The organism is Mycobacterium sp. UM_WGJ (genome assembly GCF_000455125.1).
Lineage (GTDB): Bacteria > Actinomycetota > Actinomycetes > Mycobacteriales > Mycobacteriaceae > Mycobacterium.
Map to the genome: position 1 here is coordinate 69,631 of NZ_AUWR01000018.1, position 24,879 is coordinate 94,509.

General features: G+C 66.2%; 27 protein-coding genes and 2 pseudogenes. 13 read left to right on the forward strand and 16 right to left on the reverse strand.

Annotated elements, in window-relative coordinates; genetic code table 11:
- Positions 1 to 5: 5 nt before the first annotated feature.
- Positions 6 to 416, reverse strand: coding sequence for a hypothetical protein (locus N416_RS0107520; protein ID WP_369797585.1), 411 nt, complete (start codon positions 414 to 416; stop codon positions 6 to 8).
- Between the two features lie 233 nt (positions 417 to 649).
- Here N416_RS0107520 and N416_RS0107525 point away from each other — a divergent pair, with 233 nt between their 5' ends.
- The 4 genes from N416_RS0107525 to N416_RS22095 all read left to right on the forward strand — a co-directional run bounded on the left by N416_RS0107525 (position 650) and on the right by N416_RS22095 (position 2,936).
- Positions 650 to 883 carry a hypothetical protein gene (locus N416_RS0107525; protein ID WP_081654490.1) on the forward strand — a complete coding sequence of 78 codons (234 nt, stop codon included), beginning with the start codon at positions 650 to 652 and terminating at the stop codon, positions 881 to 883.
- Between the two features lie 14 nt (positions 884 to 897).
- Complete coding sequence (locus tag N416_RS23475; RefSeq protein ID WP_196805112.1) at positions 898 to 1,053, forward strand: DUF6131 family protein; 156 nt, start codon at positions 898 to 900, stop codon at positions 1,051 to 1,053.
- A 99-nt stretch (positions 1,054 to 1,152) separates the two neighbouring features.
- Complete coding sequence (locus N416_RS0107535; RefSeq protein ID WP_024441507.1) at positions 1,153 to 2,109, forward strand: sensor histidine kinase; 957 nt, start codon at positions 1,153 to 1,155, stop codon at positions 2,107 to 2,109.
- Complete coding sequence (locus N416_RS22095) at positions 2,109 to 2,936, forward strand: MEDS domain-containing protein (RefSeq protein WP_024441508.1); 828 nt, start codon at positions 2,109 to 2,111, stop codon at positions 2,934 to 2,936. The genes N416_RS0107535 and N416_RS22095 overlap by 1 nt, the downstream gene beginning before the upstream one ends.
- Positions 2,937 to 3,233: 297 nt before the next feature.
- Here N416_RS22095 and N416_RS0107545 read toward each other — a convergent pair whose 3' ends face one another.
- Positions 3,234 to 3,656, reverse strand: a complete 423-nt coding sequence (locus N416_RS0107545; protein WP_024441509.1) for an Hsp20/alpha crystallin family protein — start codon at positions 3,654 to 3,656, stop codon at positions 3,234 to 3,236.
- 134 nt (positions 3,657 to 3,790) lie between these two features.
- Here N416_RS0107545 and N416_RS0107550 point away from each other — a divergent pair, with 134 nt between their 5' ends.
- Together N416_RS0107550 and N416_RS0107555 are read left to right on the forward strand one after the other, a co-directional pair.
- Complete coding sequence (locus tag N416_RS0107550) at positions 3,791 to 4,189, forward strand: helix-turn-helix transcriptional regulator (protein ID WP_036457530.1); 399 nt, start codon at positions 3,791 to 3,793, stop codon at positions 4,187 to 4,189.
- The gene (locus N416_RS0107555; protein WP_024441511.1) at positions 4,173 to 4,385 is read left to right on the forward strand and encodes a hypothetical protein; all 213 of its coding nucleotides are present in this window, start codon (positions 4,173 to 4,175) and stop codon (positions 4,383 to 4,385) included. The genes N416_RS0107550 and N416_RS0107555 overlap by 17 nt, the downstream gene beginning before the upstream one ends.
- Before the next feature lie 17 nt (positions 4,386 to 4,402).
- On the opposite strand, the gene N416_RS0107560 is transcribed toward N416_RS0107555, so the two are convergent.
- Positions 4,403 to 4,630, reverse strand: coding sequence for a CDGSH iron-sulfur domain-containing protein (locus N416_RS0107560; protein WP_024441512.1), 228 nt, complete (start codon positions 4,628 to 4,630; stop codon positions 4,403 to 4,405).
- Positions 4,627 to 5,313, reverse strand: a complete 687-nt coding sequence (locus tag N416_RS0107565; RefSeq protein WP_024441513.1) for a HemK2/MTQ2 family protein methyltransferase — start codon at positions 5,311 to 5,313, stop codon at positions 4,627 to 4,629. The genes N416_RS0107560 and N416_RS0107565 overlap by 4 nt, the downstream gene beginning before the upstream one ends.
- 131 nt (positions 5,314 to 5,444) lie before the next feature.
- On the opposite strand from N416_RS0107565, the gene N416_RS0107570 reads away from it, so the two are divergent.
- A complete protein-coding gene (locus N416_RS0107570; RefSeq protein WP_024441514.1) occupies positions 5,445 to 6,557 on the forward strand; it encodes an enolase C-terminal domain-like protein in 1,113 nt (370 codons plus the stop codon).
- 153 nt (positions 6,558 to 6,710) lie between these two features.
- Here the strand turns inward: N416_RS0107570 and N416_RS0107575 are convergent, their stop codons facing one another.
- The 4 genes from N416_RS0107575 to N416_RS0107590 form a co-directional block, all read right to left on the reverse strand.
- Complete coding sequence (locus N416_RS0107575) at positions 6,711 to 8,528, reverse strand: thiamine pyrophosphate-requiring protein (protein WP_024441515.1); 1,818 nt, start codon at positions 8,526 to 8,528, stop codon at positions 6,711 to 6,713.
- A gap of 45 nt (positions 8,529 to 8,573) precedes the next feature.
- Complete coding sequence (locus N416_RS0107580) at positions 8,574 to 9,257, reverse strand: UdgX family uracil-DNA binding protein (RefSeq protein WP_024441516.1); 684 nt, start codon at positions 9,255 to 9,257, stop codon at positions 8,574 to 8,576.
- Positions 9,257 to 10,219 (reverse strand): TIGR03557 family F420-dependent LLM class oxidoreductase, encoded by a 963-nt coding sequence (locus N416_RS0107585; RefSeq protein WP_024441517.1) that lies wholly within the window; start codon positions 10,217 to 10,219, stop codon positions 9,257 to 9,259. Before N416_RS0107585 ends, N416_RS0107580 begins: the two co-directional genes overlap by 1 nt.
- A gap of 491 nt (positions 10,220 to 10,710) precedes the next feature.
- Positions 10,711 to 11,190, reverse strand: a complete 480-nt coding sequence (locus tag N416_RS0107590) for an MPT63 family protein (protein WP_024441518.1) — start codon at positions 11,188 to 11,190, stop codon at positions 10,711 to 10,713.
- 307 nt (positions 11,191 to 11,497) lie between these two features.
- Between N416_RS0107590 and N416_RS0107595 the strand changes: the two genes are divergently transcribed.
- The 4 genes and pseudogenes from N416_RS0107595 to N416_RS21415 all read left to right on the forward strand — a co-directional run bounded on the left by N416_RS0107595 (position 11,498) and on the right by N416_RS21415 (position 15,898).
- The gene (locus N416_RS0107595) at positions 11,498 to 12,130 is read left to right on the forward strand and encodes a PAS and ANTAR domain-containing protein (protein ID WP_036457514.1); all 633 of its coding nucleotides are present in this window, start codon (positions 11,498 to 11,500) and stop codon (positions 12,128 to 12,130) included.
- Between the two features lie 89 nt (positions 12,131 to 12,219).
- Positions 12,220 to 13,224 (forward strand): chemotaxis protein CheB, encoded by a 1,005-nt coding sequence (locus N416_RS0107600; RefSeq protein WP_036457531.1) that lies wholly within the window; start codon positions 12,220 to 12,222, stop codon positions 13,222 to 13,224.
- Positions 13,225 to 13,243: 19 nt separating this feature from the next.
- On the forward strand, positions 13,244 to 13,972 hold the full coding sequence (locus N416_RS0107605) for an STAS domain-containing protein (protein WP_024441521.1): 729 nt from the start codon (positions 13,244 to 13,246) through the stop codon (positions 13,970 to 13,972).
- Positions 13,973 to 14,043: 71 nt separating this feature from the next.
- Positions 14,044 to 15,898 (forward strand): annotated as a pseudogene (locus N416_RS21415) (CheR family methyltransferase).
- 354 nt (positions 15,899 to 16,252) lie between these two features.
- On the opposite strand, the gene N416_RS0107615 reads toward N416_RS21415, so the two are convergent.
- The 3 genes and pseudogenes from N416_RS0107615 to N416_RS0107625 form a co-directional block, all read right to left on the reverse strand.
- On the reverse strand, positions 16,253 to 16,942 hold the full coding sequence (locus N416_RS0107615) for a GAF and ANTAR domain-containing protein (protein WP_024441522.1): 690 nt from the start codon (positions 16,940 to 16,942) through the stop codon (positions 16,253 to 16,255).
- A 151-nt stretch (positions 16,943 to 17,093) separates the two neighbouring features.
- Positions 17,094 to 18,307: pseudogene (locus tag N416_RS21420) on the reverse strand (glycosyltransferase).
- Between the two features lie 8 nt (positions 18,308 to 18,315).
- Positions 18,316 to 19,263, reverse strand: coding sequence for a glycosyltransferase (locus N416_RS0107625; protein ID WP_051190210.1), 948 nt, complete (start codon positions 19,261 to 19,263; stop codon positions 18,316 to 18,318).
- 471 nt (positions 19,264 to 19,734) lie between these two features.
- Between N416_RS0107625 and N416_RS0107630 the strand changes: the two genes are divergently transcribed.
- Positions 19,735 to 20,037 carry an STAS domain-containing protein gene (locus tag N416_RS0107630; protein ID WP_196805113.1) on the forward strand — a complete coding sequence of 101 codons (303 nt, stop codon included), beginning with the start codon at positions 19,735 to 19,737 and terminating at the stop codon, positions 20,035 to 20,037.
- Here the strand turns inward: N416_RS0107630 and N416_RS0107635 are convergent.
- A complete protein-coding gene (locus tag N416_RS0107635; RefSeq protein WP_036457515.1) occupies positions 20,034 to 21,383 on the reverse strand; it encodes an MFS transporter in 1,350 nt (449 codons plus the stop codon). The genes N416_RS0107630 and N416_RS0107635 overlap by 4 nt on opposite strands.
- A 49-nt stretch (positions 21,384 to 21,432) precedes the next feature.
- Positions 21,433 to 22,137 (reverse strand): cutinase family protein, encoded by a 705-nt coding sequence (locus tag N416_RS0107640; RefSeq protein ID WP_081654495.1) that lies wholly within the window; start codon positions 22,135 to 22,137, stop codon positions 21,433 to 21,435.
- A gap of 272 nt (positions 22,138 to 22,409) precedes the next feature.
- On the opposite strand from N416_RS0107640, the gene N416_RS0107645 reads away from it, so the two are divergent.
- Positions 22,410 to 23,342 (forward strand): esterase family protein, encoded by a 933-nt coding sequence (locus N416_RS0107645; protein ID WP_036457516.1) that lies wholly within the window; start codon positions 22,410 to 22,412, stop codon positions 23,340 to 23,342.
- A 21-nt stretch (positions 23,343 to 23,363) separates the two neighbouring features.
- Here N416_RS0107645 and N416_RS0107650 read toward each other — a convergent pair whose 3' ends face one another.
- From N416_RS0107650 to N416_RS0107660, 3 genes are read right to left on the reverse strand one after another with little or no spacing between them, the layout of a single operon-like run.
- Positions 23,364 to 24,107 carry an MBL fold metallo-hydrolase gene (locus N416_RS0107650; protein ID WP_024441528.1) on the reverse strand — a complete coding sequence of 248 codons (744 nt, stop codon included), beginning with the start codon at positions 24,105 to 24,107 and terminating at the stop codon, positions 23,364 to 23,366.
- Between the two features lie 15 nt (positions 24,108 to 24,122).
- Positions 24,123 to 24,278, reverse strand: a complete 156-nt coding sequence (locus N416_RS23480) for a hypothetical protein (RefSeq protein WP_164517841.1) — start codon at positions 24,276 to 24,278, stop codon at positions 24,123 to 24,125.
- Positions 24,275 to 24,838: a hemerythrin domain-containing protein gene (locus N416_RS0107660; RefSeq protein ID WP_024441529.1), complete on the reverse strand. Its 564-nt coding sequence runs from the start codon at positions 24,836 to 24,838 to the stop codon at positions 24,275 to 24,277. Before N416_RS0107660 ends, N416_RS23480 begins: the two co-directional genes overlap by 4 nt.
- Between the last annotated feature and the right edge of the window lie 41 nt (positions 24,839 to 24,879).

The following is a 24,879-nucleotide window of genomic DNA, read 5'->3' on the forward strand; positions in this document are numbered from 1 at the left end:
GCACCTCAGCGTTCGCGGCGCAGCACCGCGGCCAATAGGCCCATCCCGCCGACCATGGCCATCAGGCCGGGCGCTGCGATCGGCGGCCCCATCGGGACGTTGTAGGACGCCATCTTCCAGCCGCCGGGCTTGCGAGCCACCCCGCGAGCATGCAGGTACTCACCCAGCAGGCCGTTGGCGGCGTACACCCCTGCGGTCAACGGCAGCCAGCGCTTGGCCCAGCGGCGCGAGGACACGCCACCGATCCCGGCGACCACCACCGGCGGCGTGACCAGAACCGGGCTCCACATCCACTTGTTGCCGAACCCGGCCTTGTAATGCTCAAGATAGATTTCCGCGGTCGTGACCATCGCGGCGACCGCCGTCAGCGCCGACAAAGACCTTTCGAAGCGGCCATGCGCGACATTGCGCAACATCCGATCGACGATATCGCCAGCTTCGCCGATCCATTCCTCGTGGCTACCCACCCGCACACCGGACTCGCCTGTTTCCAGCAACATCATCTGCGCACCCCCGTTCCGTTCGCCGATGTACCGCTGAACCCGGCGATACCCCGGCCCCGTGGCGACCAAACATCGTCCGGACTGATTTCCAGGTTTGGACAACCGTCGAACGGGGAACTGATCGGGTACAGATGAATGGAGGACGGATGCGATTCGGTGGACTGGCCGGGGCAGTTGTGCTGATCTGGCTGCTAATCGGCGTGTTTGCGGCATGGCAGCGCGACTACTTCCACGGGAGCCAAACCAGTTGTGCTAATGCCGGAACGATCGCTGTCACGACGTTGGCAGGTCCTTTGAACTACCTCGGGTTCAACCCGGTGGTGTCCGACTGTCATTTGCCGCAACCCTCATCGTTGGGTGCGGTCGGTTTGATTGTTTAAGAAAGGGATTGGTGATGATTGTCCTCGGAGTGATCCTGCTCATTCTGGCGCTCATTTTCAAGATCAACATCCTGTGGACGATCGGCGTCATTCTGCTGGTTGTCGGCGCGGCACTGTGGATTCTGGGGGCGGTCGGTCGCCCGGTCGCGGGTCGGCGTTACTGGTATTGAGCCGACCGCGGCGTGCCCACACCCAGTCGGGCGTGCTTCGAACAGTAGGCCTGGGGTGGCTCTGCGGCCCGTTCACGTCGGATGACAGGGGCACATGCGATGACTGTCGGTGCCGGCACTGATCGCGGTGTGTTCCGTCATATCGCGCTGTTGTACCGGTCACCGCAGGAGTATCTGGACTACCTGGTGGCCTACGTCACCGACAGCGTGGCCGCCGGAATTCCGGTCTTGGTGGCGGTGCCAGAACCCAACCTGTCGCTGCTTCGTGACGCCCTGCCCGCCGGAGCAGTCGAGTCGGTGAGCCTGTCCGATATGGCCCAGGTCGGGCGTAACCCCAGTCACATACTGGGCGGTGTCATGGAGGCGTTCGCCGCCCGACACCCGTCGGGACCGGTACGGATGGTCGGCGAGCCGGTCTGGAGCGGTCGGTCGAAGCTGGAGTATCCGGCCTGCGTGCAGCATGAGGCGCTGGTCAACGAGGCGTTCGCCGGCCGGGATATCACCGTGCTCTGCCCGTACGACGCAGCAAGTCTGGACGCCGACATTCTCGTCGACGCTGAGATCACCCATCCAAGGCTGGGCCGTTTCGGACACCCGGAGCGCAACAGCGCCGGCTTCGCGCCCGAGGCCGCGTGGACGCGCTATAACGAGCCGCTGCCCGGCAGCCCCATGGCGGCGAGCTATACCCTGCACCGGCTCACCGACCTGGCCGGCGCCCGCAAATTCTCCGCCAAGTACGCCCGCTGGTTCGGATTCTCGACCGCCGACATCGCAGACCTGCAGCTGATCGTCAACGAGCTGGCATCCAACAGCCTGCAACACGGACTAGGCCCCTGCACTCTGTTGCTGTGGGCGGCGGACGACCAATTGATCTGTCAGGCACGCGATGCCGGCCGCATGACCGACCGGCTGGCCGGCCGGCGGGCGATCGTCAACGACTACGACCACGGATGCGGACTGTTCGTGGTCAATGCAACCGCGGACCTGGTACGTATCCACACCGCGGCGAGCGGTACCACGGTGCAGGCGCATCTACGAATGAGGAAGTTGGCGTGATGGGGGCGTATCGGGCGGACCGGACGGGCGAGTACGGCCATATCGGTTGGGAATACCAGGACCATGCTGATTTCCTGCACCGCGCGGCAGAGTATGTCGCGGACGGTCTGAACCTCGACCAGCGAGTCGCCTACGTCGGCGCGGACGATCCGGCCACCATGCGAGCCGCCTTGGCCGCCGCCGGGCTGGGAAGTGGCTCGCGAGAGGTACACGTAAAGACCGTGCCGGAGCACTACCTGTTCCGCGGTGATGTCGTCGACGCTGAGCGCATGACCGAACGCTATGCGGCGGCAGCGGTCGCCGCAGTCGCTGCCGGCTACAGCGGCCTTCGGCTCGTCATCGATGTCACGCCCGTGGTGCGCACACCCGCACAACGCGACGCCCAAGCGGCCCTGGAATTCCTTGGAGACCGGCGAATCTCCACCCTGCCGGTCGCGGCGATGTGCGGTTACAACGTCGCTGAACTCGGTGATGCCGCGGCCGGGCTGTTGTGTCTGCACCCGGCGGCCGGCCCGAGCGCGGTGCCGTTCCAGTTGTATGCCCAGCCCGCTGGGCGCAACGCCATCGCACTAGCCGGCACACTCGACGCCGCCAGCGAGCCGCTGTTCCTCACCACCTTGCAGCGGGTCCTGCCGCTGCTGTCCCAGGACGTCCTCGAGATCGACGCGCGGGAACTGGAATTCGTCGGGCACCGGCAACTCTGCCTGCTCGACCGCTACTGCGCCGCCCACGGCCGAACAGCGCTACTGCGCAGCGATCGGGCAGTCGTGCACCGGCTGGTCAGCCTCCTGGACTTCGCCAACGTTCGCATCGAGACGACGGCGTGACGCTTATCGCCCAGTGGTACCTGATCGGCCTCTCGGCCGGCGAGGCCCGCTGCCGGGGAGAGCACTGACGGCAGCGGGGCCTCGTCGAGCCCTGCGGTGACATCGCTTGCAGCTCAGCGTACTTCGCTGCCACATCGGTGGCTATGCGCACGCAGGCCCCGGTCTGCGTCGAACGCACTCACAATAGTCGGATAGCTGTGAGCGACGCACGTGTCACCGCCCGCTGTTGATCGCCTAATACCATCACCTCCCTTTCCGACAACCATTTGACGAAGGCCGTCGCCCGGCCCCTCTCGATCAGACGTCAATGGCCCGCTCGCCGTGGCCACTCGCGATCTTGATCCGCCGGGGCTTCGCCTTCTCGGCGACCGGAATTGTCAACCTCAGCACGCCGTCTTGATAGCTGGCCTGGATCTGGCTGGCGTCCAGATTGTCGCCGAGGAACAGTTGGCGGCTGAACACACCGCGTGGCCGTTCCGCGGACACCATCTCGCGGCTCTGGTCCAGCCCAGGACGCTCGGCATGCACCGTCAGCACGTTGCGTTCGACATCGAGATCGAGGGAATCCTCTGCCACCCCAGGCAGGTCGAACTCGACGATGAACTGGTCACCGTCACGCCAGGCATCCATCGGCATGACCGCCGGCCGTGCCGCGGTGCCCAGCACCTGCTGGGTCCAGCGGTCGAGATCACGGAACGGGTCGGTACGCATCAACATCATCTCCACCTCCTTGAACTGCGGCAGATCATCTATGTCCACCGACATAGATTTTTATATAGCAGCTGTGGTAGCTTTGCGCAAGCGGAGTCCGAAGATTTTCCTACGAGTGGAAGCGACGAGCAGTGGCCGACGCGATGAATGCCCGGTCCGGGCTTGGGGTGTACGGCATCTCGGTGGCAGCTGAGTTGTCCGGAATCGGTCCGCAGACCTTGCGGCTCTACGAGAGCCGCGGCCTGCTGACCCCGGCGCGCACCGCGGGCGGGACGCGTCGCTACAGCGATGACGATATTGCGCGGCTTCGACGGATCACGGAGCTGGTAGACATCGGCATCAACGTGGCGGGTATCGGGCAGATCCTGGGCCTAGAAGCACGTAACGCCCGGTTGGAGTCCGACAACAGCAGACTGGAATCCGACAACACCCGGCTCAAATCGGACAATTCCCAACTGAAAACGGACTATGCACTGCTCGCCGCCCAACGCGCGGACCCACCCCGAATGCGGAAACGAAAGGGTCATGATGACCAACCCTGAACGGCTACCAGCGACCGAAGAAGTCCCGGAAGCAGATCTCGCCGAACAGCGCATCGCCGTCGACGCCAGCGACGACGACCGACTGGATCCGACCGTCCTAGCTAACGCCGGCGACACCGACGCCAATCCGGCGGACGTGATCGATCAGGCCATCAGCGTTCCGCTGCCCGAGGAAGACTACGACGCCGACCGGTAAGTCGGCCCGCCCGGCAGCTATTCGGCCTTGACGACCTCGGCCTCGGCACGGCGAGAGGACCGGTTCCGGCGGCGATGACTGGTGTCACATAACGGGTAGTTGCCGCTGCGCCCGCACGTGCAGATGGCCACCATGAACCGATCCGATTCGACCACTCCATCGGGCGTCTCGATGCGCACCGGCCCCGACACCAGCACCGGGCCGTTGCGGACCGGCTTCACCAGGCGCGTACCGTCGCCGCTCACGGCTTGTCCGCCCGGATCACCACCAGCTGCTCTTCCCGGCAGCCGCGGGGCATTCGCCCGGTTCGTTCCAGCCAGTCGGCGCGCGATGAGAGCACTGGGCCGAACGGAATCCATTGGGACGCCACCACCTTGGCATCCATACCGCTTTCTCGTAACACCTTCAGCGACCGGCCGGCGTCTGCCAGTGCGGACTGTACAAGCAGCACCGAACCGCCGCTGCGTAGCAGCGTGGTGGCCGCGCGGCACAGCGGGTCGAGGATGACCCGGCCATCGATGCCGCCGTTCCACGACCACTCCGGGCCGCCCGCGGCGGGGATTTGGCCGCTGTGGCGCGGGCTGGGCACATAGGGCGGGTTGGACACGACCAAGTCGAAGGGTTCGCAGGCCAGCGCGCCGGTCCACGGGCCGTGCCGGATATCCACCTCGACTCCCGCGGCACGAGCGTTGTCCCGCGAACAGCGCACGGCGCGCGGGCAGATGTCGTACGCGGTGACGCTGTCGGCGCCCAGTTCAGCAGCCGCGATCGCCACCACCCCGGACCCGGTGCACAGATCGAGTACCCTGCTCCGCCGGGCCAGGCCCGAGGATTCCATCGTGTCGATCAGCAGGTGCGAATCCTGCTGCGGGGCATAGACGCCCGTATGGGTCAGCAACTGAGGCCTGCTAGGGCAGGTAGCGGTGATGGGGTTCACTTAGCCGGTTTACCCGGCCACAGCGGCGGACAAACGCCGATGATGATCACGCGCGGACTGCAGGCACTGCTCAGTCCACGTTCGCGGGCATACCCGATCCGCGTCGCGGGTAGTCATCATCGATGACCTTGCGCGCAGCTTCCGCGATCCCGATCGAGTCCGTGAACGTCTCGGCCTACGCGATCCCCACCGACGCCCCGGAGTCCGACGGTACGCTGAGCTGGGACTCCACCACCTTTGTGCTGGTCAGCGTCCGCGCCGGCGGGCTCGTCGGAACCGGCTACACCTACGGCGGAACGGCGGTGGCCACCGTGGTGGAAGCCAAGCTGGCCGGCGTTATTACCGGCGAGGACGCGTTGCAACCGCCGGCCCGGTGGGCCGCGATGCAGCACGCGGTGCGCAACCTGGGCAAACCGGGCGTGGTCGCCGAGGCGATCTCGGCGGTTGACATCGCACTGTGGGATCTACGGGCCCGCCTGCTCGATGAGCCGCTGGTCATCACCCTCGGCGCCGTCCACGACACCACCCCGATCTACGGCAGCGGCGGATTCACCTCCTATGCCAACGACATCTTGTGCGAGCAGTTGTGCGGCTGGGCAGACGCCGGCATCCCCCGGGTCAAGATGAAGGTGGGTCGCGACCCGGATGCCGACGCCAACCGGGTGTCGGCGGCGCGCGCCGCGATCGGCGACGGGATCGAGTTGTTCGTCGACGCCAACGGCGCCTACCACCGCAAGCAGGCCCTGTGGTGGGCTCATCGCTTCGCCGATTTCGACGTGCGGTGGTTCGAGGAACCGGTCAGCTCTGATGATCTTGAGGGCCTGCACCAGCTGAGTCGCAACGGGCCGCCCGGGATGGACATCACCGCCGGAGAATACGGTTACCACCTGCCATATTTCGAGCTGATGCTGGCCGCCGGCGCGGTGGACTGCCTGCAGGCCGACGTCACCCGTGCGCTCGGTATCACCGGTGTGCTCAAAGTCGGTGCGCTCTGCGACGCCCGCGGCGTCGACCTGTCGCTGCACTGCGCGCCGCAGATCAGCGCTCAGGTCGGCACGGCACTGTGGCATCTGCGCCATCTGGAGTACTTCCACGACCATGTCCGGATCGAAGGGCTGGCCTTCGACGGTGTGATCACCCCCGAGCCCGGCGGGGTGCTACGCCCGGACCGCACCTCCCCCGGACACGGGCTGAGCGTCAAACAGGTCGACCTCGACGAGTTCCGCGTCGCCTGAATCCGAAGGCAGCGGCTGCTATCCCAGCCGCGAGGCGCAATTGCTTTTCCAGCCCGATCACGTTGACCCGGTCTACCGCCGCCATCCCCGCTACGAACCGGGTGTCCGGCCGGGCGGGAACCTGCCCGGTATGGCGATGTTTGAGCAAACTCATTAGTCGTCCGTGTCGCGCAGATCGCGCACCGCCTGCCTGGCCGACTCGGTGAACTCGTGGATCTTCTGCTTGGCGTTCTTGGTGGCGATGTTGACGCGGTCCGGGTCTTTGATCATCGCCTTAGCGGTGTTCTTCGCGATGTCCATCCGGATCTGCGGCGGCACCGGTGCGATATCCGGGTCGACGACCACCTCCAGCACCACCGGGCTCGAGGCGGCCAGCGCCTGATCCCAGGCATGCCCGATGTCCTTCGGGTCATCGCAGCGGATGCCGGTCAGCCCCAGCAGCTTGGCAAACTCGGCGTACGGCACATCCGGAATGCTTTGTGACCCTTCGAATTTCTTCTCCCCGCCCATCGCCCGCTGCTCGAAGGTGACCTGGTTGAGGTCCTGGTTGTTGAACACACAGAAGATCAGCGGGCCTTTGGACAGCCGCTCTTTATACCGCTTGACGGTGATCATCTCGGCCATGCCGTTCATCTGGAAGACCCCGTCGCCGACCAGGGCGATCACCGGCCGGCCCGGGTGCGCCAGCTTGGCGGCGATCGCATACGGCGTGCCGGGTCCCATGGTGGCGAGATTGCCGGCCAGCGACGCGGCCATTCCCGGCCGCAGCCGCAGATGCCGAGCCCACCAGTTGGCCACCGAGCCGGCATCGGTGGTGATGACGGAGTTGTCGGGCAGCCGCTTGGACAGCTCATGCACCACCAGCTCGGGGTTGAGCGGGCTGGCCTTGTCGTGGGCCCGCTTGTCGAGCACCCGCCACCACTCCTGCACTTCGCCTTCGATCTTCTTCCGCCAGGACCGGTCGTCTTTGCGCTTGAGCAGTGGAATCAGCTCTTGAAGGGTGTCTTTGGAGTCGCCGATCAGATTGGCATCCATCGGATACCGGACTCCGATCATCCGGCCGTCGTGATTGATCTCCACACCCCGGCACTGGCCCTCCTTGGGAAGCCATTCGGAATAGGGGAAGCTGGAACCGATCATGAACAGGGTGTCGGCGCCCGACATCATCGCTTCGCTGGCCGTGGATCCCAGCAGCCCGATCGGACCGGTCACATAGGGCAGATCATCGGGCAGCGAGGCCCGCCCCAGCGAGGTTTTGGCGACCCCGGCGCCAAGCAGCTCGGCCACCTGCACCACTTCGTCCGACGCGTCGGCCGCGCCGGCCCCGATCAGAATCGCCACCTTCTCGGCGTCATTGAGGATGTCGGCGGCCTTCTGCAACTCCGGTTGCGCCGGAAGCATCCGTGACCGAGACCAACCGACACTGCTGAACACCGCGCCGTGCATCCGTGGCGGCGACGGCACCGCGTCCTCTTCGGCGACGTCCTCGGGCAGGATGATGGTGGCGACCGTCCGATTGGTCAGCGCCACCTTGCAGGCCCGGTCTACCAGGTGGCGCGCCTGTACCGGCGCCATGCAGGTTTGGATGAAGTCCGACGAGACGTCTTTGAACAACGACATCGGGTCGATCTCCTGCTGGAAAGCCGCACCCAGCGACATCCGCTTCTGCTGGCCGACGATCGCGACCACCGGCTGGTGGTCGAGTTTGGCGTCATAGAGCCCGTTGAGCAGGTGGATCGCGCCACCACCGGACGTGGCGAGACAGCAGGCGAGTTCGCCGGTGAACTTGGCATGGCCGGTGGCCATGAACGCACCCATCTCCTCATGGCGGGGCTGGATCAGCTCCGGGTCCCCGTTGGCGCGATCCAAGGCGCCCAGCATCGAGAGGATGCCGTCACCGGGATACCCGAAGATCCGGTGCACCCCCCACTGACGGAGCCTGTCGAGGATGAAATCCGCGGTTTTCGGCATTGGTCGCTCCCTTCAACACGAAACGGTTACCCGCCCCTTGTTTTGTCAAACGGCGGGGTGCACCAGCGGTGTCCCACCTCTGGTCACGGCGTCGCGGGCCACCCGCAGGTCATCGACGAACGCTTGGTAAGCCTGTGCATGCTGGTCGCTGCGGTCGCGCAGCACCGCCGAGGGATGAACGGTCGCCAGGACCCTGGGCCGACCGTTGGAACCCGCCAGACCAGGCAGGCACCGCAGCTCACCGCGCCCGGTCGAGACACGGAACGACGCACCCAGCAGCGACTGCGCCGCCGTGGCGCCCAGGCAGATCACCACTTCTGGCCGCACCGAGTCGATCTCAGCGATCAACCACGGCCGGCACGCCACCACCTCGGTGCGGCCGGGCTTCTGGTGGATCCGGCGTTTGCCCTCGCGGCGAGTGAACTTGAAGTGCTTGACCGCGTTGGTCACATACATTTGCGCCGGGTCAATGCCCGCGTCGCGCACCGCACGGTCCAACAACCGCCCGGCCGGGCCGACGAAAGGGTGACCCTCGAGATCTTCGTGATCGCCCGGTTGCTCACCGACCAGCATCAGCGGCGCACCCCGGCGCCCCTCACCGAACACGGTTTGGGTCGCGTCACGGTAGAGCGTGCAACCGCGGCACTGGGCAGCCGCCTGACGCAGCGCGCCCAGCGTCCGCCGCTCCGGTAGGTAGCGCTGCGCCCCAGTCTCTTTCGTCGCTACCATTACGCCGACTCCGCGAGCTCGGGCGCGATCTCGGATTCCCAGAAGGCGAAGAAGCTCTCCTGGTCCGCTCCGATCTGCTGAACGTATACTTCGTCGAAACCGGCGTCGACGAACTCGCGGATTCGGTCCAGATACGGCTTCGCTTCCGGCCCAGCAGGAACTGATCGTTCCACTGCCTCGGCGGTCACCAGGCTCGACGCCTGCTCGAAATGCGCTGGTGTGGGCAGGTTCTGACCTAGTTCGCCGGGAAGCTGCTCAATCGGCCAGGTGGCGTGCGCGGTACGCACCGCATCCTCTTTCGATGCTCCGTAACAGACTTTGAACCCCGCTTGAGCGGGCTTGCCCACACCGCCGGCGTGATGGAACTCCGAAACCAGCTCCGCCGCCGGCATGCTGCACTGGTAGCCGTCGCCGATCCGGCCCGCCAGCCGCGCCGAGTGCGGACCGTAGCCCGAAACATAGATGGGAGTCGGCCGTGGCGGCAGTGTGTAGAGCCGGGCGTTCTCCACGGTGTAGTAACGCCCGTGGTGGTTGACCTGCGCGCCGGTGAACAGTTCACGGATCACCGCGACCGCCTCGTCGAGCATGCCGCGCCGGATGGCGGCCGTGGGCCAGCGGCGACCGGTGATGTGTTCGTTCAACGCCTCGCCGGTACCGACGCCCAAGGTGAAGCGGCCGTCGAGTAATGCGGCACTGGTCGCTGCCGCCTGCGCGATGACCACCGGATGGGTCCGCACGATCGGGCAGGTGACCGCGGTGGTGATCGGCAGCGTGCACGCCTGCGACAGCGCGCCGATGACCGACCACACGAACGGACTGTTGCCCTGCCGGTCGTTCCAGGGATGGAAGTGATCGGAGATCCACAGCGCCTCGAAGCCCGCCTGCTGCGCCCGGACAGCTTGGCGAACCAGCTCGTTGGGAGGGAACTCCTCGCACGACAACGCATAACCCAGAGTCGTCATGAGTCATGACATACCCGTCGTGGCGGGGGCTAATCGTGGTCAGCGGTTCGGAATCATCTTCGCGCGTCCAGAGCGCGAGCCTGAGCATCAACATCGCCGGCGTACCTGCCGCGCTCAGATCCGTTGCCCACGCAGGCCATTCCGGCGCCACCGACCGGGACTGTGGATTTCACCGCGCCCGCAGACCCGGGTGGCAGCGTGTCGGCGAGCCGAGCCAACGCACGTTCCACGGCACACAGGTCAGCGCCGCCGTCTTCGCACGCAAGGTCGCTATCGGCAATCGCAGATAGTCCGGCGGCGAAGCGGCGGGGCCAGATGGAAGACGGCTTCCCACCGGCCCGAACCGGGCCGGGTCGGCAAAGAGCAGCCGCGCACACAGCCGACTGCCGAGAAACCCGGCACCGCCGGTGATCAGTACCCGCCTCAGCGCTCGCATGGCAACCACATCCGGATGGGCCCGACCCCCCGATCGGGCCCATCTCGGGTCGGCGTCAGGCCTTGCTGGTCCAGATCAGCACGTCCTGCACACCGTCGTTGTAGACCACTCCGTCCGGCGGTGGGCCGGTGACATCGAAGTAGATCTTGCCGTTGGCGGCAGCCCCCTGACCGATCGGCCCGGGATTGATGCCCCCGGGCGTCGGCACCGTGTTGATCACGCGGTAGGTCTCACTGTTGGCCGCCCTGGCGTTGAAGTCCGAGACGACGGGGGTCACCGTTCCGCGGTCGGCACGCGCCGTCACGTCGGCTTGATACAGCTTGCCTCGGGGTTGGTAGCCCGGAATGGTGATGTTGGCCGGCCCCAGGTTGCTGACCGTGTAGGACGTTGCCATCGCCCCATCGTTGAGCTGTTCGGGCGTGCCGAACGGTTGGATCGCCGGCTCGGCCATGGCGGTGGTCGCGGAGAAAACACTCACCGCGGCGATTCCTGCCGCGCCGGCGGCCGTCTTGGCTGCAGTCTTGGAGAGCTTCACTTCTGACTCCTTCCATCGAGTCGATATTTCAGTGGCGGTCCGCTTTGCTGGAACACACCTGCCGCAACGCGTACCCTGCCCGGCCGACGGGGAAACCCGGTGGTAGTTGCGCAGCGTCTGGAAATTGTGGATAGTTACGTCGCTCGGGCGTTCAGGATGCAGCGCCGGTCTGGATCGTCCGTGCGCTCATTCCTGCGATTCCAGGCTGCGGTTTGCCCGCCGGCCGTTGGAATCAGCTCATACTGTTGGAGTACGAGAAGGCGGGTATGCGGTGGTCGGGGATGTCAACGCGTCGTTCACGACGCCAATGGGCGATGACTCCGAGATCCACAGTGATCTCGACCTGGTAGTCGGCCACGGCGAGCCGCAGCGGGTCGGCCGGTTCCATTACTGGCTTGGCGAGCAGCGCTGGGAGTGGTCGGATACGGTCGCCCGCATGCACGGCTACGAGCCGGGCACGGTGACACCCAGCACGGAGTTGCTGCTGCAACACAAACATCCCGAGGACCGCGCCGAGGTGGCCGCGGTGCTCGAGCGTGTCGTGCAGGGCGAGCCGTTCAGCAGCCGGCACCGGATTATCGACACCGCTGGGCAGGTGCACTGGGTGATCGTGGTCGGGGATCGCATGCTCGACGACCACGACAGGGTGACCGGCACGGCCGGCTTCTATGTGGACGTCACCGATGTGTTGCAGGCCGACGTCAGCGCTGCGGTCTCCGAGGTCGCCCAGTCACGTGCGGTGATCGAGCAGGCCAAGGGCGTGCTGATGGTGGCGTACGGGATCTCCGCCGAGCGCGCGTTCGACATTCTGGTGTGGCGCTCTCAGGAGACCAACGTCAAGGTGCGCGACCTGGCAGCCCGCTTCCTGGCTGCTTACACCGGCAGGCTGCCGGCCGCTGCGCTCTCCGATCTGGACCACACTCTGTTGACCGTTACCTGAGCAACGCGCGAAGACTACGCTGAACAGCACCGCCCGCTGAGGTTGCCTATGCAGCCGGAGTGGGTAGCCACCTGAAGGTGGAGAGTGCGATGGCAGGGAACACCGGTCCCCTCAACGTTGTCGGCGTAGGCGCGTCGGCCGGCGGGGTGGAGGCGCTGAAGAGCTTCGCGGCAGCGTTGCCCCAGAGTTTGCCCTGCGCCGTCCTGGTCGTCCTGCACATTCCACCGGGAGCGCCCAGTGTGCTCGCCCGAATCCTGGACCGGGCCGGCCCGCTGGCGGCAGAGACCGCGAACCCGGGGACCCCGATGGAGCACGGCAAGATCTACGCCGCCGCGCCCGGCCACCACCTCCTGGCCGACGACGGGCGGATGGCACCGTCGGAAGGTCCCACCGAGAACGGGCACCGCCCCGCCATCAACGCGCTGTTTCGATCGATCGCGCTGGCCCATGGCCGGCGTGCTATCGGAGTGCTGTTGTCCGGAGTACTGGACGACGGTGTGGTGGGGTTGGCCGCCATCCGATCGCGCGGCGGGGCGACGATCGCCCAATCCCCCACCGATGCAATGTTCCCGGCCATGCCGAACAACGCGATCAACGCAGGCGTGGTCGACCATCAGGCGCCGGCGGCAGAGATCGGCGACCTGCTGGAGAAGCTGGCTGATCGAGAGCTTGAGGAAACCGAGATGGAGCCCGACATCAGAATGGAGCTGGAGAACCGCATCGCGATGGCCCGGCCCTTCGCGACCGATTTCGACACCGAGCAACTCGGTCCGCCGTCCGGCTACATCTGCCCCGACTGCAACGGTGCGTTGATCACAGTGAGCGACGGAAACTATCGCTGCCACGTCGGTCATGCCTGGACCGGCGACGCGCTGCTGCGGGCCCGCGACAGTGAGGTCGAAAGCGCGCTGTGGGTAGCGGTTCGCAGCCTGCAGGAGAAGGCCAAACTGTCGCGCCGGCTCGCCGATCAGGTCCGCCCCGGCATCTTGAGCGACCACTACGAGGTACTGGCCCGGGAGGCCGAACACGCTACCTCAGTCCTCGGCCGGCGGTTGGCCGCCGTCTACGGTGCGCAGGAGGACGGCCCTGAGTAGCGCACCGAGTCAGCTGACGGTGACATTGGCCACCGTCGCAGGGGTGTGTCTGTTGACTGCTACCGGGACATTGGACAGCAGCACCTACCTCGAGCTGCGCGACAGCGTGATCAAGGCGGCTCTCGACGAACCCCCCGCCGTGCTGGTCGACGTCAGCCGGCTCGATGTCCCGGCGCCCTCGGCGTGGTCGGTGTTCACCAGCGCTCGCTGGCATGTCAGCACCTGGCCCGATATTCCGATCCTGCTGGTCTGTCCGCGACCGAACGTGGCCGCCCGGATCTCGAGCACCGGCGTGACCCGCTACGTCGCGGTGCACGCCGATGTCGAGTCCGCGGTGGCGTCGCTGGCGGATGGCCCGTATCCACGGCGCCGGGCCCGTATCGCCCTTTCGCATTCGCTGAGCAGTCTGCGCGGTTCCCGCGACTTCGTGGCCGAGTGGCTGACCCACTGGTCGCAGACCCCGCTGATCCCCACCGCGAAAGTGGTCGTCGATGTGTTGGTGGAGAACGTGCTGTGCCACACCGACAGTCCGCCCGTGCTATTGCTGGAATACGCCGGCTCCACAGTCACTATCGCGGTCCAGGACACCAATTCCAGCCCGGCGATGCTCCGCGAAGGCGTCGACGGCGGCCCCGAGTGGTCCTCCGGCCTGGCGGTGCTCAGTGCCCTGTGCAGCGCCTGGGGCAGCAGCCCCACTCCGAACGGCAAGACGGTGTGGGCGGTACTGGGCCCGGAGGACCGGCTTTGACCTTCACCGACCCGGACCCTCGCGCGAGTAGTGTTTGCGGTCGCGGGAATTCTCCGAGCGGACGGGGCGAGATGGACGGGCAGAACGAAGGGCCGGACGAGGCGTTCGAGGCCCTGTTGCGATACCTGCGGGACTCCCGGGGCTTCGACTTCACCGGCTATAAACGCGCTTCGCTGATGCGCCGGGTACGCCACCGGATGAGCCAGGCCGGATACGACACCTTCGAACAGTATCTCGACGTCCTGCAGGCCAGTTCCGACGAGTTCGCGGCGCTGTTCAACACCATCTTGATCAATGTGACGGCGTTCTTCCGAGACCCCGACACCTGGGAATACATCAGCACCGACATCATCCCGCGGATCGTGGCCGAGCGGGGTCCCGACGACCCGATCCGGGTCTGGAGCGCCGGTTGCGCCTCCGGCCAGGAGGCCTACACCCTGGCGATTCTGCTGGCCGAAGCACTCGGCACCGAGGAGTTCCGGCAGCGGGTGAAGATCTACGCCACCGACGTCGACGAAGACGCCCTCAGTGAGGCCCGGGCGGCCACCTACGACGCCAAAGCCGTCGAATCGGTGCCGCCGCAGTACCTGGACCGCTACTTCGAACAGGTCAACGGACGGTACGTCTTTCACAAAGACTTGCGCCGCGGGGTGATCTTGCGGTCGCAACGACCTGGTCAGGGACGCGCCGATCTCGCGGGTGGACCTGCTGGTGTGCCGCAACACCTTGATGTACATGAACGCCGAGACGCAACGCAATGTGTTGGGCCGCTTGCATTTTGCATTGTCAGCGCAGGGAACCCTGTTTCTCGGCCACGCCGAGATGCTGCTGAGCCACAGCGATCGCTTCAGCCCCCTGAGCCTCAAGCATCGGATCTTCCGCAAGGCGGCCGGCTCGCACAGCGGCCTGGATCGCTACGACCCGGCGGCGTCGATGTACGAGCGGCACGGTGAGCTTGCCGGTCTGGTGACGGTGCGCGAAATGGCATTTCGGGCAAGCCCGGTGGCGCAGATCGTGGTGACCGGCGAAGACACCGTGGCGATGATCAACCAGCAGGCCGAGACGATGTTCGGACTGTCCGCCCGCGATATCGGGCGACTGCTGCGCGACTTGGAGGTTTCCTACCGCCCGGTGGAGCTGCGTGCCTATCTGGAGCAGGCCAAGGTGGACCGGCGTTCGGCCCGTGTCCAGGACGTCAGCTGGCAGCGCCCCGGCCTTGACACCATCTGGTTCGAGATCCATATCAACCCCCTGGTGGACGCCGAGAACGGCCTGCTGGGCGTCTCGATCGTGTTTTTCGACGTGACCGCGACTCGGGCATTGGTCGACAAGGTGGTCGCGACCAACCGGCAACTCGAGGCGGCCTATGAGGAGTTGCAATCCACCAACGAAGAGCTCGAGACGACCAACGAAGAGCTGCAGTCGACGGTAGAAGAACTGGAAACCACGAACGAGGAATTGCAGTCCACCAACGAAGAGCTCGAAACCATGAACGAGGAGCTGCAATCGACCAACGACGAGTTGCACACCATCAACGACGCGCTGCGGGAACGCAGCATCGAACTGGACGACGCACGCAACTTCCTCGATTCACTGGTCAATTCGGTGCATCTCGGCATGGTGGTGGTGGACCGGGAGATGCGGGTGGTGGTGTGGAACCGCGGCTGTGAGGAACTGTGGGGCCTGCGGTCTGACGAGACGGTCGGTTCGGTGCTGACCAGCCTCGATATCGGGCTTCCGATGGACAACGTCCGACCGTTGATCGGCAACGCATTCGTCGATCCGGACAATCCGGGTGAGACGCACGTCGAGGCCGTCAATCGCCGTGGCCGCTCGACAAAAGTCCGGGTGACGTGTGCCGGGTTCCAGGCGCCTTCGGAGGGTGGGGTGAATGGGGCGTTACTGCTGATGGAGGTCCAGGCCTGAGCAGATCGGCCCCTCGAGTCTGCTCGGCAGCGGCATGCTCGTGCTCCTGGGCCGCCTGACGGTGAGCTTCGGCAGCGTCCAGGTGTGAGTCGCTGTCGCCCTTGCCGGCAAACAATGCGGCCTGCTCATGCGCGGCAGCTGCCTTCAGGTGCGCCGCGACCGCATCCCGGTGCCTGGCAGCGGCGTCGCGGTGCGCCCGCTCGGCTCGCTCCCGTGACTCGTCGGCGTGCAGGCGGGCAACACCCACATTGTTCGGGGTCACCGTTTTGCCCGCAGCCAACTCGGCGCGTCGTAGCTGCAGCTCCTCGGCCCGAAGCCGCGCCAGCTCGCCGCGTGCAGCCGCCGCCGACGGGCTCATCGATGGCTCACCACCTGCTGTGCCACGCCGGCCAACGGGGTGTTGGAGTTCTGCGACAGTCGCTTGAGCAGCTCGAAGGCCTGCAACGCATCGATGCCGAACCGCTCCATCAGCATGCCTTTCGCCTGACCGATGACGTCACGAGAGGCCAGCGCACTGCGGAACTGTTCGTCGCGGCGAACCATGTGCCAGGCCAGCGCGGCGTGGGTCGCCAGGATCAAACCCAACTCCACCGCGTCATCGTCGAAAGCGTTGTCGGTCTGAGAGTAGAAGTTCAGCGCGCCGGTGCTGCCTTCACCGGTGAACAGTTCGAACGCCAGGATGGACCGAATCGGTGTCGTGGCCGCGACCTCCCGGCAGTACGACGGCCAGCGCTCCTCGGAGCAGACGTCATCCAGGCGAACCACATGCTGTTTCCAGGCCGCGGCCAGACACGGCCCCTCGCGCTGCTTGCGCTGAATGTCGTCAAGGACCGCCGGGTACGGGTCGGTGGCCGACAGGGTCTGCACATCACCGGTCGACGTGGTGAGCGTGACACCGGCATGCTGAGCAGAGGGCATGTGTGCCAGCAGGTTCACCAGCAGCTCATCGAGCGCGCCCTCGGGTTCGACGCCCGAGCGCTGATTCAAGGTGTGCACCAGGTCCGCCACGTCGCGCATCATGTCGTTGCGGCTCGTCACCGCCATGTCGTCGCTCCGCCCATCTTCCCCACTAGATGGATCCATGTTCCTCCGATCATCCAGTCGCAGCAACCACTTCAAACGTTGCGTACGCCGATCCGGGCCGGAACCAAGGGCTTGCCAGATAACGCTCAGGTGTTACACGGGGCGGGGGCCGTCACCGCGCCCCGGACGCCCGGGCCGCGATGCGCCCCGGCCCTGCTGCCGGCAGTAGGCGGTCGTACACCCGCAGCGTGTCGGTGGCGATCCGCTCCCAGGAGTACCTCGAACGGGCCCGGTCTCGCCCGGCCTTGCCGAAGCCGGAGGCGGCGCGCCGATCCCGCAGGATGGCGGTGATGGCATTGGCACAGGCCCGCGGCTCCTTCGGCGGTATCAGCAGGCCCGTCACATCGTGGACGACCGTATCGAGCATGCCTCCCACCGCCGACGCCACCACCGGTACCCCGCACGCCATCGCCTCCAGTGGCACGATGCCGAAGGGCTCGTACCAGGGCGTGCAGGCAACGACATCGGCAGACCGCAGCAGCGCCGGCATCTCGGCGCGGGCGACGGAGCCGTACAGCGACACCCGTTCTGCGACACCGAGGTCGGCGGCCAGCTTGAGCAGCCGGCAGGCTTCCGGCACGGTGTCGAGTTCGGCCCGTGGGGGTCCGCCGGCGATCACCAACTCGGCGCTGGGCACCGTGGTCAGTGCCTCTATCACCGTGTCGAATCCTTTGCGGGGGACGAACCGGCCGACCGCCACGATGCGCGGCCGACCCGTGTGGGCCGCGGTCGGACCGTGCGGGCAGAACCGCTCCACGTCGACACCGCACGGGACCACCGAGATCCGCAACCGGTCGCGCCCGAGCCGCATCAACTCGAAAACCTCATCACTACAGCCGGCGGTCACCCATGTCGCCTCGTGGGCGACGCGGGTCTCGAGCCGCAGCCGTTCGGCGGGGCTGGTGTCGCGGTGCCCCTGGTGGCGTTGCTTGACCACGCCTAACGCATGAAAGGTCTGAACCGTGGGCACCCGGCGGCGCTTGGCGGCCAGCTGGGCGGCGATCCCGGACATCCAGAAATGTGCGTGCGCGATGTCGGGCCGCTCGCGGTCCCACTGGGCGTCCAAGTACCGCCCGAAGGCGACCATGTACTGCAACAGTTCATCTTTGGGCACCTGGCGAGGCGGTCCCACCGGCAGTGGACCACCGTGTAGCCCTGCTCGGTGCGCACCCGCTCGGGCAGATCAGGATTATCGCGACGAGTGTAGACGTCAACCTGGTGGCCGCGGCGGGCCAACGCCGCCGACAGCTCGGCGACGTGGACGTTCTGGCCACCGGCGTCGGCACCGCCAAGCGCAGCCAACGGACTGGCATGTTCGGAAATCATTGCGATCTTCACGGCAGTACTCCCCCGCTACTCCCGGCGCGCCATTGCGCCTCGATGACCTCGTCCCACTGCCGCAGGAAGCGGTCGAGACCGAAGTGCTCCATGGCGTAGTTGCGGGCCGCCTTGCCCACCACCTCGGCCAGGTAGCGGTCGGCGACCAGCCCACTGAGGGCAGCCCGCAAGGTGTCGATGTCCGCACTGACGACACCCGCCTCCGGGGGCACCACCATCGGCGCCATCGTGGCCGCCACCGCCACCACCGGCATCCCCAGGAACATGGCCTCCAGCAGCGACAGACCCAGCGACGTCCAGCGCGCGGTGTGCAGGTAGACCCGGCGGTGTGCCAGTTCCTTCATCAGCTGGTTGGTGCGCAGGTCCCCGTGGCCGACGACACCTGCGCACCGCTGCGCCGGGTCGTTGAGGTCCTCGCTTCCGATCCCCCACACGTCGACCGGCACAGACTGCCCCAAGGCGCCCAGCAGGTCCGCGCCGACGGTGCGCCACCGCCGCAGCGGTTCGTTGATCAGGGCACCGGCCGCCGCGATGTCCCCGGTGTACAGATGGCCAGGGTCGGCGATCCCATGATCGATGACCATGGTCGGCGCCCGGCCGTTGTCCCACATCAGCTGGTTGAAGGCGGTGACGTGGACCAACGGGATGTCATCGCGGTCGGCGATCGGGTGCAGGCTCTCCACCACGAACGGCCGCGGGGTGTTGTGCTCGACGTACACGGCAGGAACGTCGATCCCGAGCCGGCGGCCCAGCAGCCGCGCCGCCAATTCCAGCTCATGCGGTCGCTGCAGCACCACCAGATCGATCTCTTGGTCACGCAATTCCGTCAGCGGCACCTCCCGCGCCTGCGGCCAGTCGCGACCGCACAGTCCGCGCCCGTCCGGATCGCCCGGGGCGTTGACCGGAATGAGGTAGCGGTGCCCGCCGGCGACGAAGGATTCCATCCACGAGCCGTGCACGTGCCAGACGAGCACCGAACGCCGGGTGATCTGCGGAAATGCCACAATCGGTTGTTACCCCAGACGCCGGGGTCTAAACGTGGAAATGGCCACCGAAGCGTTTTGCTGCAAGGGAATTCGCGGACGGTCGGCAAATGCTTCGTTACCGAACCGTTGCACAGTGACGAGGATCGGCGTAGGTTCGTTAGCAGGTTGAGTTCACAGCCACCCGGAAAGACGCGTCACCCACGCTAGCCGGGGGCTTGCTCCCGGCATCTGATCCGTGAAGGTGTAACTCGCATCGACGCGATCCACAGTACGAGTTTCGACTGATGGAGTAATTCAATGCCCGCTTTAAAGACCGCCGGTTCGGTGTCCCCGGCGAACCGAATAAATTCCCTTCCACCCTCTGATACCTGGGCGAGCCGCACCGCGCGTTCGGTCACCCGGTGGGGCCGCTCCGGCGCGGTTATAAGTGTGGGCGGTGAGCTTGACGCCGCCAATGCCAGCCAGCTGGCCGATTACGTGCAACGCTGCGCGGGCTACTGCGAGTGGGTGGTACTGGACCTCAATGACCTGGAATTCATTGGCACCGCCGGCTTTTCGGCACTGAAGGCCATTTGCGACCGGTGCGCCGAAACCATGGTCTACTGCACCACGGTGCCCGGCGTCGCGGTAGCGCGATTGTTGCGAATCTGCGACCCCGGTAACGCTCTGCCGACGACCTCGTCAGTGGCCGACGCGCTGGCCGGCGTCGAGGGTTTCCGGCACATCCGCTAACCCTCACGTCCCCCGGCGAGTTGGCGTGCCCGCGCCTCACTCTCCACAGCCGGCCCTGAGCCGGGCAGTCGCCTTCCCGCGACTTCGGGAGTGAAGACCAGCGCGAGCGCCCCGATGGCTCCGGCGGCTACCAGCAGGTAGGCCGGGGCCATCGGATTACCGGTGCGTGCGACCAGCGTCTCGGCTATCAGCGGCGTGGTGCCGCCGAACGCCGAGACCGACAGGTTGAAGCCGATGGCCAGCGCCCCGTAGCGCACCCGGGTGGGAAACAGGGCGGGCAGCGTCCCCGGCAGTGTCGCATCGAAGCACAGCAGCATCAGCCCGACCAGCAGAACCCCGGCGAACGCAGTTGGATAGTTGTGGGCGGAGCGGATCAGGCCGAATGCCGGAACCGAAAGAGCCAGCAGCATGGCACATCCCGTCCACAGCACCGGTTTGACCCCGACGCGATCGGACAACCGGGCCACCAAGACCACGGTGGCCATCAGAACCAGCAGCGTCAGCACGATCAGCAACAGGCCGGCGGTGTCTGGAATCTCCGCGGTGGTCTGCAGGTAGGTGGGCAGATAGCCGGTGAGCAGATAGTCGGTGACGTTGTAAGTCAAGACCAGTGCGACACACAGCAGCAGGGGCCGCCACTGCTTGGCGGTGCGCCGCAGCTGCCTCGCGGCGGAGTCGTCGGGCTCATCGCGCCGACCGCCCGCCTGCTGATAAGCCGGTGATTCGTCCAGATGCAACCGGAGGTAGAGAGCGGCCAGCCCGAGCGGAGCGCTGAGCAACAACGGAATTCGCCACCCCCAACTGACCATTGCCTCGTCACTCAGCCGACTCTGCAGTGCGGTGACCAGCAGACCCGCGACGACGTAGCCGGCCTGCGAACTCAGCGGAAGAAATCCGGCCATCATGCCGCGCTTGTTGTCGGGGGCCTGTTCGCCGACGTAGACCATCGCGCCGACGTATTCACCGCCGGCGGAGAAGCCCTGCATCATTCGCGTCGCGACGAGCAGCACGGGGGCCGCGACGCCGATAGCGCTATAGCTCGGAAGCAGCCCGGTGGCGGTGGTGCCGAGCGTCATCAGCAGCAGGGTGGTGACCAGCACCGGTTTACGTCCGATCCGATCGCCGAGCGGGCCGAAGACCAATCCGCCGATCGGGCGCACCGCGAACGCTGCGGCCAGGGTGCCGAACGCGCCGATCAGGCTGCCGGCGCCGTTGCCCGGGTAGAACACCCGCGCGATAGTGGTGGCCAGATAGCCGTAGACACCGAAGTCGTACCACTCCATGAAGTTGCCGATGGCGGTGCCGCGGATCGAGCGCCGGACTTGGTCGGGATCGGCGACCCGGATCTGCTCGCGCCGCCAGCGTCCTCGGCGGTTCCTGCGGCCGGCCAGTGGGCTATCCCACGCGGCCCTGGAGCAGCTGACGAGCGGCGAAGTCGGCTCCCTGCTGAACCATCGTCGCGTCGTCGCCGGCGTAGCTGTCGTGCGCCGCGAAGTTCATGCCGTCGGAGCACACCGCGTCCTCTACCGCGCAGACCTGCAGGGTCTTTGCCTGATACAGGGGTCCGATCGCAATCGTCGGCTCGTTGAGAAAATTCATCGCGCGCTCGTTGGGCATGGCGAACAACACCACCGCGGCGACATGATCGGCAACGTCCGGGTCGAGCGGTTTGGGTACCGTTGCCGGATCTACCCCGTCGGGTACCTGGGCAGAGGTGACGAAACCCATCACCGCGGCGCCTTGGGAGTAGCCACCCAGCACCATCTTTGTGTTGGGGCAATTGGTCGCTCGGGAGACGACGTGCGCCCCCGCGTCCCGTACGCCATCGACTCCGGTGTCCCACTGATCGGTGGCCGGATAGTTGACCGCATACACGGCCGGACTGTAGCCCAGGCGTGCGTTCAGCGCGTTGAGGAACGCCTGCCCCGTCGGTCCTACGCCGGTCGGCTCACCGGTTCCGCGCGCGAAGACCACTTCGGTGTTGGGACAGGGTGCAGCCCGCGCGGCGGGAACGCCGGGGGCGAAAAGCATTGTGGCACCGGCGGCCGACGCAGCGATCGCCAGAGCGCCAAGGAAGGAGGTGGGGTCAAGCTCGGACATGTCGGTGTAGGTGCCCGCCGTGGCGCCGCCTCAAACAGCATGCACGGAAATTTTTTTCGGTAGTGCTATGACGAACGCTCTGGACAACGTTCCCCCACTTTGTTAAGACAAGTAGGTCCGATATCTGTCTTCAGACTGCAGGGCAGCCATCCGCGGTATCTAGCAATGCCGACGGGCGGACCCAAAGCCTCCGGGCCCTGTGTCGATCTCTCCCCTCTCGCACACCCGGCCGACGGGCGTTGGCGCTCTGGTCTGCGCGAAAGGGGAGAACGATGTGGAATGACGTAACGCGCCGGGTCGGCGTGGTCGCAACCGCGGCGGCGTTGCTGCCGGCATTGATCGGCTTAGGCGCATCGGCCCCGCCCGCCGGCGCCGCCGGGCCAGAGTTCCTGTCTGTGCCCTCGCCGAGCATGGGCCACAACATCACGGTGGAGTTTCAGGGTGGCGGGGCGCCGGCTGTCTACCTGCTGGACGGGCTGCGTGCCCGTGACGATCGCAGCGGCTGGGACATCGAGACACCGGCATTCAGTGAGTACGCCGGTTCCGGGATATCGGTGGTGGCACCGGTCGGCGGACGCTCCAGCTTCTACACCGACTGGTATGGGTCGGCCAACGGGCAGACCTACAAATGGGAGACGTTTCTGACCAGTGAGCTGCCGAATTTCCTTACCGGAAAGGGCGTGCGATCCACCCGAAACGCTGTGGTGGGCATCTCCATGTCCGGGTCGTCGGCCCTCATCCTGGCGGCCTACCATCCGCAGCAATTCGCTTATGCCGCATCTCTTTCGGCATTGTTGACACCGTCCAGCGGCAACGGGCCCACGCTGATCGGAATGGCGATGAATGACGAGGGCGGTTTCAACCCCCAGGACATGTGGGGCCCCTCCGGGAGCGCCGGATGGCAGCGCAACGACCCCACGGTCCAAGCCGGGCGCCTGGCCGGCAACGGCACCCGGCTGTGGATCTACAGCGGCAACGGCACCCCGTCGGAGATCGGCGAGGGAAGCCTGCCCGGCCAGGTGATCGAGCAGGTCGTCATGCAGAGCAACGTCGCCTTCCGCGACGCCTACACCGGGGCGGGCGGTCACAATGCGACCTTCAACATCGACGCTGCCGGAGTGCACAGTTGGGGCTACTGGAACGCCCAGCTGGTGGCGATGAAGCCCGATATGCAGGGCACGCTGGGAGCGGGAGGCCGAGTCTGACCGTCTGACAGGCGACCTGGCTCAGGACGGCCCGGCCCGCAACGCCGCCTGCACCGCCGATGCCACGCCGTCGAGCCAGGGTTCGCCGTGTCCGGGAAGTACGGTTTTTGCGCCCGTGTCGGCCAGCGCGGTCAATGAGGCCAGCGCTTCGCTGCTGTCCGCCGTCGCGGCACCCGAGACGATCTGCGGGCCCGCAACGCCGGTGTAGGGATCCAGAGTGACCAGCGCGTCCCCGGAGATGAGGGTGTTGCGGTCTGCCAGGTGCAATCCGCAGTGCCCCAGCGTATGACCGGGACTGAACACCACCCGCGGCCGGCCGGGTACATCGAGCACGCTGCCCGCGCCATAGCAGGTGGTGTCGGTGATGCCCCGCACCAACAGAGCGCCGGAAGCGGCCATCTTCGCCTGGTAGCGAATCGATCTCGGATAGCGCAGCGGATAGATCAAGCGGCTGCGTTCGTGAGCATATCGATAGGGATGCGCGGCAAGGTACTGATCCGCAGCGTGCACCCACACCGGCACCTGCCACCGCTGACGCGCCCGCCGGGCCGAGCCGACATGGTCGAAATGCGCGTGGGTCAACACCACAGCTGCCACATCTTCGGCGGAGCGCCCGAGTTGACCCAGGGCCGATTCGATGTGCCTGAAGGTGGCCGGTAAACCGGTGTCGACAACGGTGACACCGCTGTCATCTTCGATCAGATAGACGTTGACCGCCGCATGTGCCAGCCGGTGGACTCCGTCGGCGACATTGCGCTCAAACACGGCCGGCACGGTGGATCAGTACCAGTAGCGTCTGCCGCCAACCGGGCGCCCGACCGCTCCCAGCAGCCAGAACACCGCTCCGACGACCAGCAGGACGATCCCGATCGCCCACAGGACGTAGACGTTGAAGACCAGCCCCAGGATCAGCAGCAACAACCCGAGGCCGATCACGAGTCATACCCCAGGATCGCGTCACGGGCCCGGTCAATCATCGAGGCAAAGGGCCCCACCAGCGCATTGGCCAGCGCGCTCTCGACCCCCGCGCGCGGCCTGGTCGGCGCGATCGCCTCAGCGAGCTTGACCGCCCGCTGCAGCCGCTGCAGCTCATCGTCGCTGAGTTCGGCCTGCAACTCGGAGAATTCCTCGTGTTCCTCGTGTTCGGCGTGGTCGATCACGTCGTCGCGCAGTTCCCGCAGCTTCTCGGTGAAGAACTCCGAATCGACGTCGACGTCCTCCAGCTGGGCCAGCATCGTCTTGGCCTGCTTCTCCTCTTCCAGCCGCGCGCTGATCACCTCACGGCCGTGGTCGAGTTCGCGGGCGGCCCGGGGATGCACGATCCCCTCTTCGGCTGTTTCATGCACCGCCAACAGCCGGCGCAGCCGGATGAAGGACTCCTCGCGTTCGTCCCCGGCCGCCAACAGTGTCTCGTCGAACAGCGTCTTGATGCGCTGGTGCTGCTCGGTGAGGAAATCGACTACGTCACTCCTGCTGTGCAATGTCGTCTGTGCCATGGCTTTGGGCTACCCCGACCAGATGGGGGCAAAACCCGCGC